16 protein-coding genes are annotated in these 16,126 nt (G+C 64.6%); 9 read left to right on the plus strand and 7 right to left on the minus strand.

Annotation, left to right across the window (positions count from 1 at the left end):
* Positions 1-4: 4 nt before the first annotated feature.
* Positions 5-730 carry a response regulator transcription factor gene (locus AWB82_RS02535; protein ID WP_086965616.1) on the minus strand — a complete coding sequence of 242 codons (726 nt, stop codon included), beginning with the start codon at positions 728-730 and terminating at the stop codon, positions 5-7.
* A gap of 283 nt (positions 731-1,013) precedes the next feature.
* On the opposite strand from AWB82_RS02535, the gene recA reads away from it, so the two are divergent.
* The 8 genes from recA to AWB82_RS02575 all read left to right on the plus strand — a co-directional run bounded on the left by recA (position 1,014) and on the right by AWB82_RS02575 (position 9,610).
* On the plus strand, positions 1,014-2,093 hold the full coding sequence (gene recA / locus AWB82_RS02540) for a recombinase RecA (protein ID WP_086965509.1): 1,080 nt from the start codon (positions 1,014-1,016) through the stop codon (positions 2,091-2,093).
* Positions 2,094-2,112: 19 nt separating this feature from the next.
* Positions 2,113-3,090, plus strand: coding sequence for a recombination regulator RecX (gene recX, locus AWB82_RS02545; protein WP_086965511.1), 978 nt, complete (start codon positions 2,113-2,115; stop codon positions 3,088-3,090).
* Positions 3,091-3,202: 112 nt separating this feature from the next.
* Positions 3,203-3,841 carry a DUF2889 domain-containing protein gene (locus tag AWB82_RS02550; protein WP_086965513.1) on the plus strand — a complete coding sequence of 213 codons (639 nt, stop codon included), beginning with the start codon at positions 3,203-3,205 and terminating at the stop codon, positions 3,839-3,841.
* A 102-nt stretch (positions 3,842-3,943) separates the two neighbouring features.
* Positions 3,944-5,125 carry an ADP-forming succinate--CoA ligase subunit beta gene (gene sucC / locus AWB82_RS02555; RefSeq protein WP_327343962.1) on the plus strand — a complete coding sequence of 394 codons (1,182 nt, stop codon included), beginning with the start codon at positions 3,944-3,946 and terminating at the stop codon, positions 5,123-5,125.
* 97 nt (positions 5,126-5,222) lie between these two features.
* Positions 5,223-6,104: a succinate--CoA ligase subunit alpha gene (gene sucD / locus AWB82_RS02560; RefSeq protein WP_086965517.1), complete on the plus strand. Its 882-nt coding sequence runs from the start codon at positions 5,223-5,225 to the stop codon at positions 6,102-6,104.
* Between the two features lie 109 nt (positions 6,105-6,213).
* Entirely contained in the window at positions 6,214-6,924 is a 711-nt protein-coding gene (locus AWB82_RS02565) for a TerC family protein (protein ID WP_086965519.1), read from the plus strand.
* Between the two features lie 110 nt (positions 6,925-7,034).
* Positions 7,035-7,625 carry a pilin gene (locus AWB82_RS02570; RefSeq protein WP_086965521.1) on the plus strand — a complete coding sequence of 197 codons (591 nt, stop codon included), beginning with the start codon at positions 7,035-7,037 and terminating at the stop codon, positions 7,623-7,625.
* A gap of 179 nt (positions 7,626-7,804) precedes the next feature.
* On the plus strand, positions 7,805-9,610 hold the full coding sequence (locus tag AWB82_RS02575) for a PglL family O-oligosaccharyltransferase (protein ID WP_086965523.1): 1,806 nt from the start codon (positions 7,805-7,807) through the stop codon (positions 9,608-9,610).
* Positions 9,611-9,614: 4 nt separating this feature from the next.
* Here AWB82_RS02575 and moaC read toward each other — a convergent pair whose 3' ends face one another.
* The gene (moaC, locus tag AWB82_RS02580) at positions 9,615-10,109 is read right to left on the minus strand and encodes a cyclic pyranopterin monophosphate synthase MoaC (RefSeq protein WP_086965617.1); all 495 of its coding nucleotides are present in this window, start codon (positions 10,107-10,109) and stop codon (positions 9,615-9,617) included.
* A 176-nt stretch (positions 10,110-10,285) separates the two neighbouring features.
* On the opposite strand from moaC, the gene AWB82_RS02585 reads away from it, so the two are divergent.
* Complete coding sequence (locus AWB82_RS02585) at positions 10,286-12,337, plus strand: M48 family metalloprotease (protein ID WP_086965525.1); 2,052 nt, start codon at positions 10,286-10,288, stop codon at positions 12,335-12,337.
* Position 12,338: 1 nt separating this feature from the next.
* On the opposite strand, the gene AWB82_RS02590 is transcribed toward AWB82_RS02585, so the two are convergent.
* From AWB82_RS02590 to AWB82_RS02610, 5 genes are all read right to left on the minus strand, one after another.
* On the minus strand, positions 12,339-12,935 hold the full coding sequence (locus tag AWB82_RS02590; protein ID WP_086965527.1) for a DUF2946 family protein: 597 nt from the start codon (positions 12,933-12,935) through the stop codon (positions 12,339-12,341).
* A 6-nt stretch (positions 12,936-12,941) separates the two neighbouring features.
* Positions 12,942-14,024 carry a YheT family hydrolase gene (locus tag AWB82_RS02595; protein WP_086965529.1) on the minus strand — a complete coding sequence of 361 codons (1,083 nt, stop codon included), beginning with the start codon at positions 14,022-14,024 and terminating at the stop codon, positions 12,942-12,944.
* A 41-nt stretch (positions 14,025-14,065) separates the two neighbouring features.
* Positions 14,066-14,512 carry a nuclear transport factor 2 family protein gene (locus tag AWB82_RS02600; protein WP_086965531.1) on the minus strand — a complete coding sequence of 149 codons (447 nt, stop codon included), beginning with the start codon at positions 14,510-14,512 and terminating at the stop codon, positions 14,066-14,068.
* A gap of 190 nt (positions 14,513-14,702) precedes the next feature.
* Positions 14,703-15,776 carry a lipopolysaccharide heptosyltransferase II gene (gene waaF, locus AWB82_RS02605; protein WP_086965533.1) on the minus strand — a complete coding sequence of 358 codons (1,074 nt, stop codon included), beginning with the start codon at positions 15,774-15,776 and terminating at the stop codon, positions 14,703-14,705.
* 145 nt (positions 15,777-15,921) lie between these two features.
* Positions 15,922-16,119 (minus strand): zinc-finger domain-containing protein, encoded by a 198-nt coding sequence (locus AWB82_RS02610; protein ID WP_008351333.1) that lies wholly within the window; start codon positions 16,117-16,119, stop codon positions 15,922-15,924.
* Positions 16,120-16,126: the final 7 nt, after the last annotated feature.

Here is a 16,126-nt window from a genome sequence, read left to right on the forward strand (position 1 = left end):
CGACCTACTTATATTGATGGCTGGCGGACTCGCCGGCGTGTTGCGCGCCGGCGCCGTTTGCGGCGGCCGCTTTCTCCAGCGTGTAACCCAGGCCGCGTACCGTGATGATCTTCGCGCCGCTCGGCTCGATCTTCTTCCGCAGCCGATGCACGTAGACCTCGATCGCGTTATTGCTGACTTCCTCGCCCCACTCGCACAGGTGATTGACAAGTTGTTCCTTCGAGACGAGCCGGCCGGTTCTTTGCAGAAGCACTTCGAGCACGCCGAGCTCACGCGCGGACAGGTCGATGACCTGATCGCCGATCGTCGCGATCCGCCCGATCTGATCGAAGCAGAGCGAGCCGTGCCTGACGACGGTCGGACCGCCGCCCGCGCCGCGCCGCGTGAGCGCACGCACGCGCGCTTCGAGTTCGTTGAGCGCGAAGGGCTTGGCCATGTAATCGTCCGCGCCGAGGTCGAGGCCTTTTACGCGCTCATCGACGCTGTCGGCGGCGGTGAGAATCAGCACGGGCATCTGCGAATTGCGCGCGCGCAGGCGGCGCAGCACTTCGAGGCCGGGCATGAGCGGCAGGCCGAGATCGAGGATCAGAAGGTCGAACGTCTGCACGGAAAGGGCGGTATCCGCTTCGACGCCATGCTTCACATGGTCAACGGCGTATCCCGATTGGCGGAGTGATCGGACGAGGCCGTCCGCGAGTATGCTGTCGTCTTCGGCAATGAGGATTCGCATCGTCGTGTGCGCCTTTGTCCGCCATGCATGCGCAATGAAGCGCAGCGGCGTTGCCGGCACCGTATGTCGCCCGGCGCGGCGGTCTCCAGGTGTTCGTGGTTTTTGCGCGTTTCGCGCGGCGTGGCAAAAAAGCTGCGCCACGCCGTTACATACTTGCAAAAACTACTGTTTTTTTATACAGTGTCTGCGTGAGTGGGAAGGGCGCTTTCGTATGCTCGATCGAGCAGCGGAAAAGCCCGTGAACACTGCCTCAGACGCCGTTCATCATAGCAAAGGACGATTCATGGAAGAAAGCAAGAAAGGCCCGGCTGGAATGACTGCGGAGAAAAGCAAGGCCCTGGCCGCCGCGCTCTCGCAGATCGAAAAGCAATTCGGCAAAGGGTCGATCATGCGGCTCGGCGCAGGTGAGGCGGTCGAAGACATTCAAGTGGTTTCCACCGGCTCGCTCGGACTGGATATCGCGCTCGGCGTCGGCGGCTTGCCGCGCGGCCGTGTCGTCGAAATCTACGGTCCGGAGTCGTCGGGCAAGACCACGCTCACGTTGCAAGTTATCGCAGAGATGCAGAAGCTCGGCGGCACGGCGGCGTTCATCGACGCGGAACACGCGCTCGACGTGCAGTACGCGGGCAAGCTCGGTGTGAACGTGCAGGAACTGCTGATCTCGCAGCCGGACACGGGCGAGCAGGCGCTGGAAATCACGGACGCGCTGGTGCGCTCCGGTTCCATCGACATGATCGTCATCGACTCCGTGGCGGCGCTCGTGCCGAAGGCGGAAATCGAAGGCGAAATGGGCGACTCGCTGCCCGGTCTGCAGGCGCGTCTGATGTCGCAGGCGCTGCGCAAGCTCACCGGCTCGATCAAGCGCACGAACTGCCTCGTCATCTTCATCAATCAGATCCGCATGAAGATCGGCGTGATGTTCGGCAACCCGGAAACCACCACGGGCGGCAACGCGCTCAAGTTCTATTCGTCGGTGCGTCTGGATATCCGCCGTATCGGCTCGATCAAGAAGAACGACGAAGTCATCGGCAACGAGACGCGCGTGAAGGTCGTAAAGAACAAGGTGGCGCCGCCGTTCCGGGAAGCCATCTTCGACATTCTCTACGGCGAAGGCATTTCGCGTCAGGGTGAAATCATCGATCTGGGCGTGCAGGCCAAGCTGGTCGACAAGGCGGGCGCCTGGTACAGCTACAACGGCGATCGCATCGGTCAGGGCAAGGACAACGCGCGCGAATTCCTGCGCGAGAATCCCGACATTGCGCGCGAGATCGAGAACAAGATCCGCGAATCGCTGGGCGTGGCCGCACTGGGCGACGCTGTCGCAGCAGGCGCCGCAACCGCTGCAACCGCCGACGGCGAGTAAGCATCGAGCCTGAAAGAAGATGCAGACGCGCCGGTTCGGATCCAAGGCAGACGCGGCGGATGAAGGAACCGGCGACGATTCCGAATCCGCCAATCGCTACGAACGAAGCAGCGAGCGGCGTAGCGCATCGTCGAAGTCCAGCAGCTTCAGGCGCAGCAACAAGGAGCGCGCCGGCGCGAAGTCATTCGCGTCGGCGCGTCGCGTTTTCGAGCCAGCCAAAGACGGCGAAAGCAGCGCGGACGAGATTGACCGCGCCGCCCGTCTCGAACAAGCTCGCGCCTTGCTGAAGCAGGCGACAGAGCTGCCGAAGCCACCTCCTGCCGATCGCGCGCCGCCGAGCGGAAAGCCCACGGTTCCCGCCGTCGATTCACATCCCTTCGCCAATCCATTCGAAGACGCCGATCCATTCGAGCCCTTCGAACAATGCGCGCCGTCCGAACCAACGCCCGCCGAATCGGGCGAACCGGTCTACAGTCGCTCCAGCCAGCGCACGCGCAAGACCTCGGCACGCGAAGCCAACAATCCCAAACGTCCGCAGCGCTCGTTGAAGGGCCGCGCGCTCGGATTCCTGTCGCGCCGCGAATACAGTCGCGCGGAGTTGTCGCGCAAGCTGCGTCCGCATGTCGAAGAAGCCGATTCGCTCGAAACTCTGCTCGACAGTCTCGAACGCGACGGCTGGCTGTCGAACGAGCGGTTCGTCGAGAGCGTCGTGCATCGGCGGGCGCCGCTCATGGGCGGCAGCCGGATCGTGAGCGAACTGAAACGGCATGCTGTCGGCGATACGCTCATCAGCGAGACCGCCGACAAGCTCGCGCAGTCCGAAACCGCGCGCGCCCACGCGGTGTGGGAGAAGAAATACGGCGTGCTGCCCGAAACGCCAGCCGAGCGTGCCAAGCAGGCGCGCTTTCTGGCCGCGCGCGGCTTTTCGGGCGGGACGATCGGCAAAATCCTGAAGGGCGGCGACGAAGACTGGAGCGAAGAGATCGTCGACGATTGAGCGCCGGCTCCGCTCGATCCGCACGCACGTTCCATTCGTCAGGCGCATGTCCGGCTCGAAATACCCAATATGCTAAAATTCCACGGTTTCCCCCGTACCGGCTCACTCCAGCATGCCTCTCTCGCCTCCCGCTCTCCGACAATTGCGTCATAGCCGCGCGATTCGGGTGGAAGCGTTCGAACGCGACGACGGCCTGTGGGATATCGAAGCCTGTCTAACCGATGAGAAGCCGCGCGACCTCCAGCTCGCGACGGGCGTCCGGCCACACGGCCTGCCGATCCATGAACTCTGGCTGCGCATTACCATCGACCGCGAACTCACCATCGTCGACGTCGAAGCGTCGTCCGACTGGGCGCCCTATGGCGGTTTGTGCGCCGAGTCCAATTCTGCCTATCGCAAGCTCATCGGGCTCAATCTGCTCCAAAGTTTTCGCCGCGAAGCCAACAAGCTGCTGCGCGGCACGGCCGGCTGTACGCATCTCACCGAACTGTGCGGTGTCTTGCCGACCGCGGCCATTCAAGCGTTCGCGGGCGACGTCTGGAAAATCGAGAACGGCAATCCATTCACGCATGGCGAGCGCACCGCGCAACAGGACGAGCCTCCGTTTCAGCTCGGCCGATGCCACGCCTTGCGTTTCGACGGACCCGCGGTCAAGGAACATTACCCGCGCTGGTTCGGCCACGCGCCCACCGAACAAACCGAATCCGGAACAGCGGTACAAGACAGGCCGAAGACAAAGTCCGCCTCGTAGCACGCATGCGGCGCTTGCGCACGCACACGGAATTCAAACAATTCCAACAAGAATCGAAGCATCAGCGGTTCAAGCAAACAGAAGTTCACTCCAACTCTCAGACTGAAGGAATCACGCATGAAGATTCACGAGTACCAGGGTAAGGAAATCCTGCGGAAATTCGGCGTCGCGGTCCCGCGCGGCAAACCCGTGTTCTCGGTGGATGATGCGGTCAAGGCCGCGGAAGAGCTGGGCGGCCCGGTTTGGGTCGTCAAGGCGCAGATTCACGCCGGCGGCCGCGGTAAGGGCGGCGGCGTGAAGGTCGCGAAGTCGATCGAACAGGTACGTGAATACGCGAACCAGATCCTCGGCATGCAGCTCGTCACGCACCAGACCGGTCCCGAGGGCCAGAAGGTCAATCGTCTGCTGATCGAAGAAGGCGCGGACATCAAGAAGGAACTGTACGTCGGCCTCGTGCTCGACCGCGTTTCGCAGAAGATCGTCGTGATGGCGTCGAGCGAAGGCGGCATGGACATCGAAGAAGTCGCGGAAAAGACGCCCGAGCTGCTGCACAAGCTGCCGGTCGATCCGTCGACGGGCTTGAAGGACGCAGAAGCCGACGACCTCGGCCGCAAGATCGGCATCCCCGACGCGTCGCTGCCGCAAGCGCGCGCGATTCTGCAAGGCCTGTACAAGGCGTTCTACGAGACGGACGCATCGCTCGCGGAAATCAACCCGCTGATCCTGACCGGCGACGGCAAGGTCATCGCGCTCGACGCCAAGTTCAACTTCGATGCCAACGCGCTGTTCCGTCACCCGGAAATCGTCGCGTACCGCGATCTCGACGAAGAAGATCCGGCTGAAGTCGAAGCGTCGAAGTTCGATCTCGCGTACATCTCGCTCGACGGCAATATCGGCTGTCTCGTGAACGGCGCGGGCCTCGCGATGGCGACAATGGACACCATCAAGCTGTTCGGCGGCGAGCCGGCCAACTTCCTCGACGTCGGCGGCGGCGCCACGACCGAGAAAGTGACCGAAGCGTTCAAGCTGATGCTGAAGAACCCGAATCTGAAGGCGATCCTCGTCAACATCTTCGGCGGCATCATGCGCTGCGACGTGATCGCGGAAGGCGTGATCGTCGCGTCGAAGGCCGTGGACCTGAAGGTGCCGCTCGTCGTGCGCATGAAGGGCACCAACGAAGACCTCGGCAAGAAGATGCTGGCTGACTCGGGCCTGCCGATCATCTCGGCGGACAGCATGGAAGAAGCCGCACAGAAGGTCGTCGCGGCTGCCGAAGGCAAGTAAGCGCATTCGCTTATCTGCCTAAGAGAGCGTTCCACCAGATACGAATGGCGGCGCGAAGCGTGAGCTTTAGCGACGCCAAACGAACAGAGGTCACTACATGTCGATTCTGATCAACAAAGACACGAAGGTCATCACGCAGGGCATCACCGGCAAGACCGGACAGTTCCATACGCGCGCCTGCCGCGAATACGCGAACGGCCGTGAAGCCTACGTCGCGGGTGTGAACCCGAAGCGCGCGGGCGAAGACTTCGAAGGCATTCCCATCTACGCGTCCGTCAAGGAAGCGAAGGCTGAAACCGGCGCGACCGTTTCGGTCATCTACGTGCCGCCCGCGGGCGCAGCCGCCGCGATCTGGGAAGCCGTCGAGGCCGATCTCGATCTCGCGATCTGCATCACGGAAGGTATTCCGGTTCGCGACATGCTCGAAATCAAGGACCGCATGCGTCGCGAAAACCGCAAGACGCTGCTGCTCGGACCGAACTGCCCCGGCACGATCACGCCGGACGAGCTGAAGATCGGCATCATGCCGGGCCACATCCACAAGAAAGGCCGCATCGGCGTGGTGTCGCGCTCGGGCACGCTGACGTATGAAGCGGTCGGTCAACTGACGGCGCTGGGCCTCGGCCAGTCGTCGGCGGTCGGTATCGGCGGCGATCCGATCAACGGTCTGAAGCACATCGACGTGATGCAGATGTTCAACGACGATCCGGAAACGGACGCCGTCATCATGATCGGCGAGATCGGCGGTCCGGACGAAGCGAATGCCGCTTACTGGATCAAGGACAACATGAAGAAGCCGGTCGTCGGCTTCATCGCTGGCGTGACGGCGCCTGCGGGCAAGCGCATGGGCCACGCGGGCGCGCTGATCTCGGGCGGCGCGGACACGGCGGACGCCAAGCTCGAAATCATGGACGCGTGCGGCATCAAGGTCACGAAGAATCCGTCGGAGATGGCACGTCTGCTGAAGTCGATTCTCTAATAGTGAAGCGGGCAAATTACACGAGGGTTTGGTACTCTTACTGATTCCTTTCGTATAAACCGATGAAAAGCGAGGGAGCATTGCTTCCTCGCTTTTTTATTTCCGCCACATGCTCGAATTCTTCTCCACGCTTCACTGGGGCGCGGTCGTTCAGATCATCGTGATCGACATCCTTCTCGGCGGCGACAATGCCGTCGTGATCGCGCTCGCTTGCCGCAATCTGCCGGATCGGCAGCGCACGCGTGGCATCGTGTTCGGCACGCTCGGCGCAATCATCCTGCGCGTCGTGCTGATCGCGTTCGCGGTCTTGCTGCTCGACGTTCCGTTTCTCAAGTTCCTGGGCGGCGTGCTGCTTCTGTGGATCGGCGTGAAGCTAATGCAGCCGGACCACGATGAACACGAGATCGACGCATCGGACCGGCTGTGGGCCGCGGTGAAGACGATCATCGTCGCCGATGCCGTGATGAGCCTCGACAACGTGATCGCCATCGCGGGCGCGGCCGAAGCCGCCGATCCGCGTCATCGGCTCACGCTCGTGATCTTCGGCCTGATCGTGAGCATTCCACTCATCGTCTGGGGCAGCACGCTGGTGCTGAAGCTGCTCGACCGCTTTCCTGCCGTCGCGCTGTTCGGCGCGGGGCTGCTCGGGTGGATCGCGGGCGGCCTGGTCATCGACGATCCGTTCATCGACCGATGGCCCGCGCTCAATACCGAGCTGGCCGGATATGCGGCGCGCCTGGCGGGTGCATTGTTTGTCGTCGCGCTGGGCTGGTTGCTCAAGCGGCGCGCGCTTGCCGATGGCAATCGCGCGGCGGGCTGAATTCTCCTAGGCCGTTTGGCTGACTGCCGCTTTAGCGGCTCCCTGAATACGATCGAAGCGTCCTGCCCGCATTGCGCGGAAGGGCGCTTTTTTGTTTTTTGGGAGCAGTAATGACGAAGACGGTTTGTGGTTTGTACGCGCCGCGCAAGCGGCGCGCATTGTGGTTCGGGCGCGCGCGAGATGCACTGACGCGCGGCTTCACGCTGATCGAACTGATGATCGTGCTCGCGATCGTGGGCGTGGTCGCGGCCTATGCGATACCGGCATATCAGGATTATCTGGCGCGAAGTCGCGTGGGCGAGGGCTTGACGCTCGCGGCGGGCGCGCGGCTCGCGGTGGCGGAGAACGCGGCGAGCGGCGCGGATCTCGGGGGCGGCTTTTCATCGCCGCCGGGCACGCGCAACGTCGAGTCCATTCAGGTCGACAGCGACAACGGGCAGATCGCGATCGCCTATTCGACGCGCGTCGCGCCTGCGGGCTCGAACACGCTCGTGCTCGTGCCCTCGACACCCGATAACGCCGACGCACCCACCGCGCGCATCGCGCTCAGTCGTGGCGCGGTGCAGGCGGGATCCGTGACATGGGAGTGCTTCGCGGGCACGAAAGCGGAATCGTCGCTGCCCGCGCCGGGCGCAGGTCCGGCGCCCACGCAAGCGCCGACCTTGCCGGCCAATCTCGCGCCGCCGGAGTGCCGCGCGTAAGAGGCACGATGGGCGCGTAGGACACGAGGGGCGCGGCGGCAGTATTTACGCCGCCGCCGCGCCTTCGCGCCGTCGTTTTTGCGCGAAAACCAGCGATTTCGTAGCAAATCCGGCGCTTCGACGGACAGCGGGGGCAAAGTTTTGTATAGTGCGCCGGTCGCCGACGTTCCCAGTTCCTCATGCCTTCCCAATACGCGCGCTTCCTCTGCTTTGCCGTCCTGTGCCTTGCGTTGACGTTCCCTTTCGCGGTCGTCAACCATACGTATCCGATTCCGACCTTCTACGCCGAATACAGCGCGCTCGCGCTTTATCTGGCGCTCGGCGCGACGGTCGCTCTGCTCGTGCGCGTCTCCGAGCCGCGCGTGCCGTTCGCATCGCCGGTCGTCGCGTTGATGCCGCTCGCGTTCGGCGCGCTGCTCGTCGCGCAGACCTGGCTCTTGCCGATCGCGCAGCCGTCGATGAACTGGCTTGGCGGCGCGTATCTGCTCGCTTCGTTCGTGGCGGTGCATACGGGCTTCGGCTTCGTGCGGGCGGGACTCGGCGAGAAAGCGCTGCGTATCGGCGCCGCGGCGCTGATGGTCGGCGGATTGTTCGCGGTCTTCTGTCAGATCGTGCAGTTGATGCATCTCGAAGTGAAGTTCACGCCGTTCGTGGTCGCGTACAACGTGATGATCGAAAGGCGTCCGTTCGGCAACATGGCGCAGGCGAATCACCTCGCGACCGTGATCGCGTTCGCGCTGGCGGGTGCGCTTTACTTCGTACAGGCGCGGCGCCTGCCGTTCGTTTTATGGCTGGTTTTGTCGGCGATCTATTCGCTCGGGCTCGCGTTGACCGTGTCGCGCGGGCCGTGGCTGCAGACGGCGGTGATCGTCGTCGCCGGTTTCTGGATGGCTTTCATACTTGGGCGGCCGGTTGCGTCGGAAGGCTTCGACGGCCCGGGCCGGCGCGACGTGCGCGCGTGGATCGTCCCGATCCTGCTCGCGATCGTGTTTTTCGCGGTGAACGCGGCGGTGCGCTGGGCGAACGTGCGCTTCGACCTCGGGCTCGCGCAATCGGCGGCGGAGCGCATGCAGGAAGCCAGCCAGATCGCGCCGCGCCTCGCGCTCTGGAAGTACGGCTGGACGATGTTCAAGACGCATCCGCTGCTGGGCGTCGGCTGGGGCGAGTTTCCGCGCTATCAGTTCGACCTCGTGCGCGATCTGGGTGGCGTCGAGATCGCGAACAACGCGCACGATATTTTCATCGATCTGCTCGCGAAAACGGGCGCGCTCGGCGTGGCGATTCTGGTCGCGAGCGTCGTGTTCTGGCTGATTCGCGTGCTGCGCGCCCCGCAGACGCCAGCGCGCATTTTCGGGCTGTCGCTACTTGGCGTGCTGTTGATGCACGCGCTCGTCGAGTATCCGCAGCAGTACATGTTCTTTCTGATGCCGGCGATGCTCGTCTTCGGCCTTCTGGAGACGCGGCCTTTGCGACTCGTCGCGCGACCGCTGTCGTATGGCGTGTATGTCGTGCTCGTGCTCGGCGGTCTCGCGGCGTTGTACCCGACTTTGCGCGACTACAACCGCGCCGAGGTGCTCTATTACGGTTCGCGCCCCGCCGAGCAGTATCGCGACGATCCGTCGTTCCTGTTCACGGCCTGGGGGGAATACGGCGCGGCGACCTTGCTGCCGATCAACGCGCAGAACGTCGCGGAGAAACTCGCGGCGCATCGGAAGGCGATTGCGCTGTTGCCGGGTGAAACCGTGTTGCGCCGGTACGCGGTGTTGCAGGCGCTCGCCGGACAGAAGGCGGAGGCGCTCGACACGATGGCGCGCCTGAAGATCTTCTCGACGCAGTTGCACGATTGGCCGAAGCAGCTTTTGGCCGTCTACGATATGACAGACGAAGCGGGCAAGCCCCTCGCCTCGTTCAAGGCGGATCTGGTGAGGCTATATGGTGTGCCGCTGCCGGACCAGGAGCCTTCGTCGGACGATGACGACGAGTGATGGATCAGGGTGTCGGCGCGTGATCGTCCGCCACCCAATCCCCCGACTTGCCGCCATGCTTTTCCATGACCTTCACATTCGTGATGGTCATTCCCCGATCCACCGCCTTGCACATGTCATAAATGGTCAGCAATCCGACCTGCACGGCGGTCAGCGCTTCCATTTCCACGCCCGTTCGCCCGACCGTCTCCACGCGCACTTGGCAATGCACGCCGGGCAGCGCTTCATCGATCGTGAAATCCACCGCGACGCGCGTGAGCGCCAGCGGATGACACAGCGGAATCAGATCGGCCGTGCGCTTTGCGCCCTGAATCGCGGCGATGCGCGCGACGCCGAGCACATCGCCCTTTTTCGCGCGGCCTTCGCGGATCAGCGCGAGCGTGGGCGCGAGCATCGCGATCGAGCCGCGCGCAACGGCCACCCGACGCGTTTCGTTTTTCGCGCCGACATCGACCATGTGCGCCTCGCCTGCGGCATCGAAATGGGTGAGTCCGGACATAGCGTCTCCTTCAAATGGGCGCTTATCATACCAGCGTGAATCCGCGCGATTTTCCGCAAAACGTTGCGCTCCGCCGCAATGCGCGGCCGGCGTGACAGGCGTCACGCGCAACACTTGATACGATAAGCTCGTTTCAACTTTCGAGCCGACCATCGGCGCTTCGCCCGCTTCGCGCCATGCATTCGACACGTCCGAGCCGCGCGCTCGTCTTCCTTATTTGCGTTGCCCTCGCCATGCCGCCCGCGGCGCTGGCGCAAACGAATTCGCCTTCCGCGAGTTCGACCGGCACGCTCGCGGCATCGCAACTGCGCGCGTCGCAGCAAAGCGCCGACGGCGACGTGCCGGCCAACATCGCGGAAGGCGTGTTCGGTGTCTACGGCGGCGCGGAAAGCCGTTTCGCGAACCGTCCCGGGACCATGTCCGGCCTGCGCGCGCCGCTTTCGTCGATGCAGCTTCCGGATCTCGGCGACGGCTCCGGCGGCAAGCTCACGCCGCAGGCCGAGCGCAAGGTCGGCGAGCGGATGATGCGCGAAGTGCGCGCCGACCCCGACTATCTCGATGACTGGCTGCTGCGCGACTACCTTAATTCGATCTCGTCGAAGCTTTCCGCTGCGGCCGCCATGCAGTATCTCGGTGGATATCGGCCGGATTTCGACCTCTTCGCCGTGCGCGATCCGCAGATCAACGCGTTTTCGATGCCGGGCGGCTTCATCGGCGTGAACACGGGCTTGATCGCCGCGACGCAAACGGAATCGGAACTGGCATCGGTCATCGGTCATGAAATGGGGCACGTGCTTCAGCGCCACATCGCGCGGATGCTCGGCACGCAGGAAAAGAGCACCTACGCGGCGCTCGCCGCGATGGTCGCCGGTCTGCTCGCGGGCCTGCTCGCGCATAGCGGCGACCTGGGCATGGGCATCGCGATGGGCGGCCAGGCGTTCGCCGTCGACAATCAGTTGCGCTTTTCGCGCGCCGCCGAGCACGAAGCCGATCGCGTCGGTTTCCAGATGCTCGCCGCAGCCGGCTACGATCCGTACGCGATGGCGGCGTTCTTCGAGCGACTCGATCGCGCGTCGATGGCCGACAACGGCGTGCCGCCCTACGTGCGAACGCACCCGCTCACGACCGATCGCATCGCCGACATGGAAGGCCGCGCGCGGCGCGTGCCGTACCGCCAGCCGCGTCAATCGGCCGAATACGCATTCGTGCGGGCCCGCGCGCGCGTGCTTCAGGTGAATTACGCGAGCGATTATCGCGAGGTCGCGAGCCGGCTTAAATCTGAAATCGAGGATCAGACGGCGCTCAATCCCGCGTCGAACTGGTATGGGATCGCGCTCGCGCAATCGCTGCTCGGCAACTACGACGCGGCCAACGACGCGCTCGCCTCAGCGCGCAAGCTGTTCGAGGGCGAGGAGGCGAGCACGGCGGCCGCGTCGGCGCAAGTTCAACAGGCGGAGCACGCGCCTGCTCCGACGCCAGCGAGCGCGCCGCTCGCTCCCGCGCGCAAAAAGATCGGCGAGACGTCGCTGCGCAACGCGGATGCTTCGATGATCGCGACGCCGCTCGACAATGCGCGCGTCGCGTTGAGTCTCGGCAACGCGCCGCAGCGCGAAGCGGCGGCAACGGCCACCGCCACGGCAACGGCAACGGCAACGGCAACGGCGACGGCGACGGCGAAAGCGCCGCGTGCGAGCAGCGACATCGCGCTCGCGCCGGTACACGTCGAAGCGCGGGCGGTTCCGGCGTCGAAACCTCGGCCCGCGCCGCAGCCGCTACGCAGCACGCCGAGCCTCGACGTGCTCGCGGCCGACATCGCTCGCCGCGCGGGCCGCAACGACGATGCGATCCGCCTCGCGGACATCGCGCAAAAGCGCTGGCCGGAGTCGCACGCGGTCATCGACGTGCAACTGCAGGCGCTGATTTCCGCACGCCGTTTCGCCGAAGCGCAGACGCTCGCGCGCCGCGAAACGCGCGCCGAACCCACGCGGCCCGACTGGTGGCTCTATCTCGCGCAGGCGAGCGCGGGTCTCAACGATCCGCTGCAACAGCATCAGGCGATGGCCGAGAAGTTCGCGCTCGACGGCGCGTGGGCATCCGCGATCCGGCAACTGAAGGAAGCGCGCGACGTGAAGTCCGCGAGCTTCTACGATCTTTCGACGATCTCCGCGCGGCTGCGCGATTTCGAGACGCGCTACAAGGAAGAGCGCGAGATGGAGAAAAACGGCTAGCTCAGTCTTTCTTCGCGGCGGCGTGCGCGGCGGCGCGGTCGGCAGGACTCGCGACGAAGCCGAAGCGCGCCGCGACATCGGCGCGGGCGATCGGCTGCGCGGTCAGATCGGCCGCATCGCGCCAATGGAAGGTGCCGTGCTTGCCGGCTTCGTCGAGCGACGCGTGATCCGCGAACAGTTCCAGATCGTGATCGTGCAGGGCGGCCACGCGCGCGGGCGTCGCGGCATCGGAAAAGAGAATGCCGCCTTCGTCGTCGATCCAGACCTGCGCCGGCTCGAACGGCGCGCCGGCCTGATCGGTCAGGCGCAATGCGCCGTCGGTTGCATGCAGGCGCACGATCCACGGCGTGTACAGCAACTCCACGTACACGCGCTGCGGGCCGTTCTGAAAGAACCACTGGCCGTCGGCGTCGCTTTCGTAGTTGCGGTTGATGAAGCCCAGCAGCGCTTCATGCCGGATCGGCGTGCCGGGTTCGCCGGCGGCTTGCGCGGCGTCATCGCGCATGCGCCACTGACCGCGCCGGTCGAGCAGCAACCAGCCCGTGCAATGCGGAACGTTGGGCCATTTGGCGAGCGCCTGCTTGACGATTTCATCCATGATGGTTCACGAAACGAAGTTCTCCAGATAACCGAACACGCGCAGCGACAGCCAGTCGATCTTGCCCGGAAACGGTCCCGTCATGAAGCCGACGTGCCCGCCGTGGTTCGGCTGATCGAGCGTGACGTGCTTCGACACTTCGGCCGGCGACGGCAACGCGAACTCGGGCAGAAACGGATCGTTGCGCGCGTTCACGAGCAGCGCAGGCACTTCGATGTGCTTCAGATGCGCGCGGATCGTCGCCGTCGACCAATAGTGCTCGGTGTCGCGAAAGCCGTGCAGCGGCGCGGTGACGACGTTGTCGAACTCGTACAACGTGCGCGCGGCGAGCACGGCGTTGCGGTCGTAGAGACCGGGATACTGGCCGAGCTTCGCGAGCGCCTTCTTCTTGAGCGACTTCAGGAAGCTGCGCGTATAGATCATGCCGAAGCCCTGCGAGATCGCGAGGCCGCCCGCGTGGACATCGAGCGGCGCGGAGATCGCGGCCGCCGCACTCACGATCGACGCGTCCGTGCCACGCTGACACAACCAGTGCAGCAGCACGTTGCCGCCGAGCGACACGCCCGCCGCGACGATCGGCCCGCGATGCACGTGCGCGAGCCGTCGGAGAATCCAGTCGACTTCGGCGCTATCCGCGAGATGGTAGAAACGCGGCAGCAGATTGAGCGGACCGCTGCAACTACGGAAATGCGGCACGACGCCATGCCAGCCGCGCGCGCGGGCGGCGGCCATCATCGTGCGGGCGTAGTGCGAATCGGAATTACCTTCGAGGCCGTGAAAGAGCACGAAGAGCGGGGCGTTCGCGGCGGGCTGATCGTGCGGATCGCCGGGATCGTGCGCGAGAAAGTCGAGATCGATGAAATCGCCGTCGGGCGTGTTCCAGCGCTCGCGCCGGTAACGCACGGCGGGCTTGCGGCCGAACAGGGCCGGGACGATGGTCTGCGCGTGGCTCGTCGGCAGCCAGCGCGGCGCGTTGTAGAGCCAATCCGCGACGCCGGGCGCAACGAGGCGCGCGGTTTCCTTCAGTGCCGCGGCGGGCGCTTTGTCCACGAACGACGAATCGTGCTTCAACAACGGATCGCGCTTCATGGCCCCTCCCCGACAGACGTCTTCTTCAGCGCTTCGAATCTTCAGTGCAGCGGTCCCTGACCGTGACGCAGCTTTGCGGCGAACTGGCCGGCGGTTTCGAGCGGCATCTCGCTCGCGTGAATATGCGCGATGCGCCACTCGCCGCGTTCGTGAACCATCACGTAGGTCGTGTAGATCATGCGTGGCACGTTGGCGGGCGTGCGCGGCTGGTGCGCCTCCGCGATCGCATACACGACCGTGCCCAGGCTGTCGTACACGCGGATATCGAGCGGCTCGATGGTCACGGGCAGCGCTTCGAACTGCTTGCCGAAACCCGCGCGGATGCTTTCCAGCCCGTGCAGATGCGTGCCGTCCGCGCACACGCAGGTGGCGAACTCCTCGTCGATCCACAACGACATCACACTGTCGATGCTGTTGTCCGCGACTGCCTGATAGTAAGCGTTGAGAGTATCGGCGGCGGCTTCGAAGAGGCGGGCGAAACGTGGCATGGCTCGTGGGTCTCTGGCATTCGGTGCGTCACGCCGCACGAAGCCGCTCATGGTGGCGGCGACGAAACGGCGCGCTGCATCGGTCATTGGTCAAAGCATGCCCCCGTTCGGAGACATTCGCGTGTCCGCACCCGCACACACGGCCGGAAACCGCCGCTACGCGCACGCTTTTCGACGCGTGCGCGCAACATCAACGATGCGCGAGCAGCATGCCGCGCACATCGCCGAAGACCTGTTCGGCCGAGAGTTCGCGAAGGCAGTTCAGATGGCCGAGCGGACACTCGCGGGCAAAGCACGGACTGCATTCAAGGTGCAGCCATTGTACCTTTGCGAGATCGGACAAGGGCGGCGTGTGGCGCGGATCGGTCGAGCCGTAGACCGCGACGAGCGGCCGGCGCGACGCGGCCGCGACGTGCATGAGGCCGGAATCGTTGGTGACGACGGCGCTCGCCCGCGAAATCAGCGCGCACGCCTCGCCGAGCGAGGTCTGGCCGCACAGGTTGCGCACCATCGGCGCGCGATCGGCGATGGCCTGCGCGATCGGCGCATCCTTCTTCGAACCGAGCGCGATGATGCGCGCATACGGAAACGACTGCGCGATAAACTGCGCGAGCGACGCGAAATGCTCCGGCGGCCAGCGCTTGGCCGGGCCATATTCCGCGCCGGGGCAGAACACGACGAGCGGCGCGCGCGTGTCGAGGTTGAAGCGCGTCGAGACACGCGCGGCTTCGTTCGGATCGGCTTCGAGACGCGGCACGGGAAGCGTCTGCGCCTCGGGTTTCGCGGCCGCTTCGGGCTGCGCGAACTTGTCGACGAACGGCAGCTTCGCGCCCGGCGTGTAGGCGAGCGCCGCGTAGTGCGCGGTCATCGGCGGACGCTCGGTCTTCGGCGGATTCGCGTGACGCACGTTCAAGAGCCCGTAGCGGCTCTCGCCCTTGTAACCGATGCGCAGGTTGATGCCCGCCATCCACGGAATCAGCGCGGACTTGACGGAATTGGGCAGCACGTAAGCGGCGTCGTAACCGACATCGCGCAAGTCGCTCGCGAGTTGCCAGCGGCGCAGCAGTTGCAGCTTGCCGTGGGCCAGATCCGTCGCGTAGACATCGCGAATTTCGGGCATGCGCTCCAGCACGGGCGCGACCCAGGTGGGCGCGACGGCATCGATCGCGATACGCGGATGAAGCTTGCGCAAAAGCGTAAAGAGCGGCTGCGCCATCAATGCGTCACCGATCCAGTTCGGTGCTATAACCAGCGCACGGCGCATCTGTCGTTATCCGATCTCAAAATGAACGCGGCCCGCCGCCTTGGGGCGAGTCGTCGATTGTCGTGGGTGTGTTCCGCGCCGGCGCTTTCGTGGCGCAGATCGCGGCGCGGACGAGTGGGGCGCGGCCGGCGCCCGGATCGATGCTTCAGTGGCCGCCCTTGAGCACTTCGCCGTCTTTCAGCTTGTAGCGCGTGCCGCAATACGGGCAGCGCGCTTCGCCGTGCGTCACGTCGATGAACACGCGCGGATGCGTGCTCCAGCGCTGCATTTTCGGGTTCGGGCAGAAGGCGGGCAGGTCCTTCGCGGACAATTCCACCAGCGGCATTTCCTTCAGATCGCTCATTGCTATC

This window comes from Caballeronia glebae, from assembly GCF_001545035.1.
In the GTDB taxonomy this organism is placed as follows: Bacteria; Pseudomonadota; Gammaproteobacteria; order Burkholderiales; family Burkholderiaceae; genus Caballeronia; species Caballeronia glebae.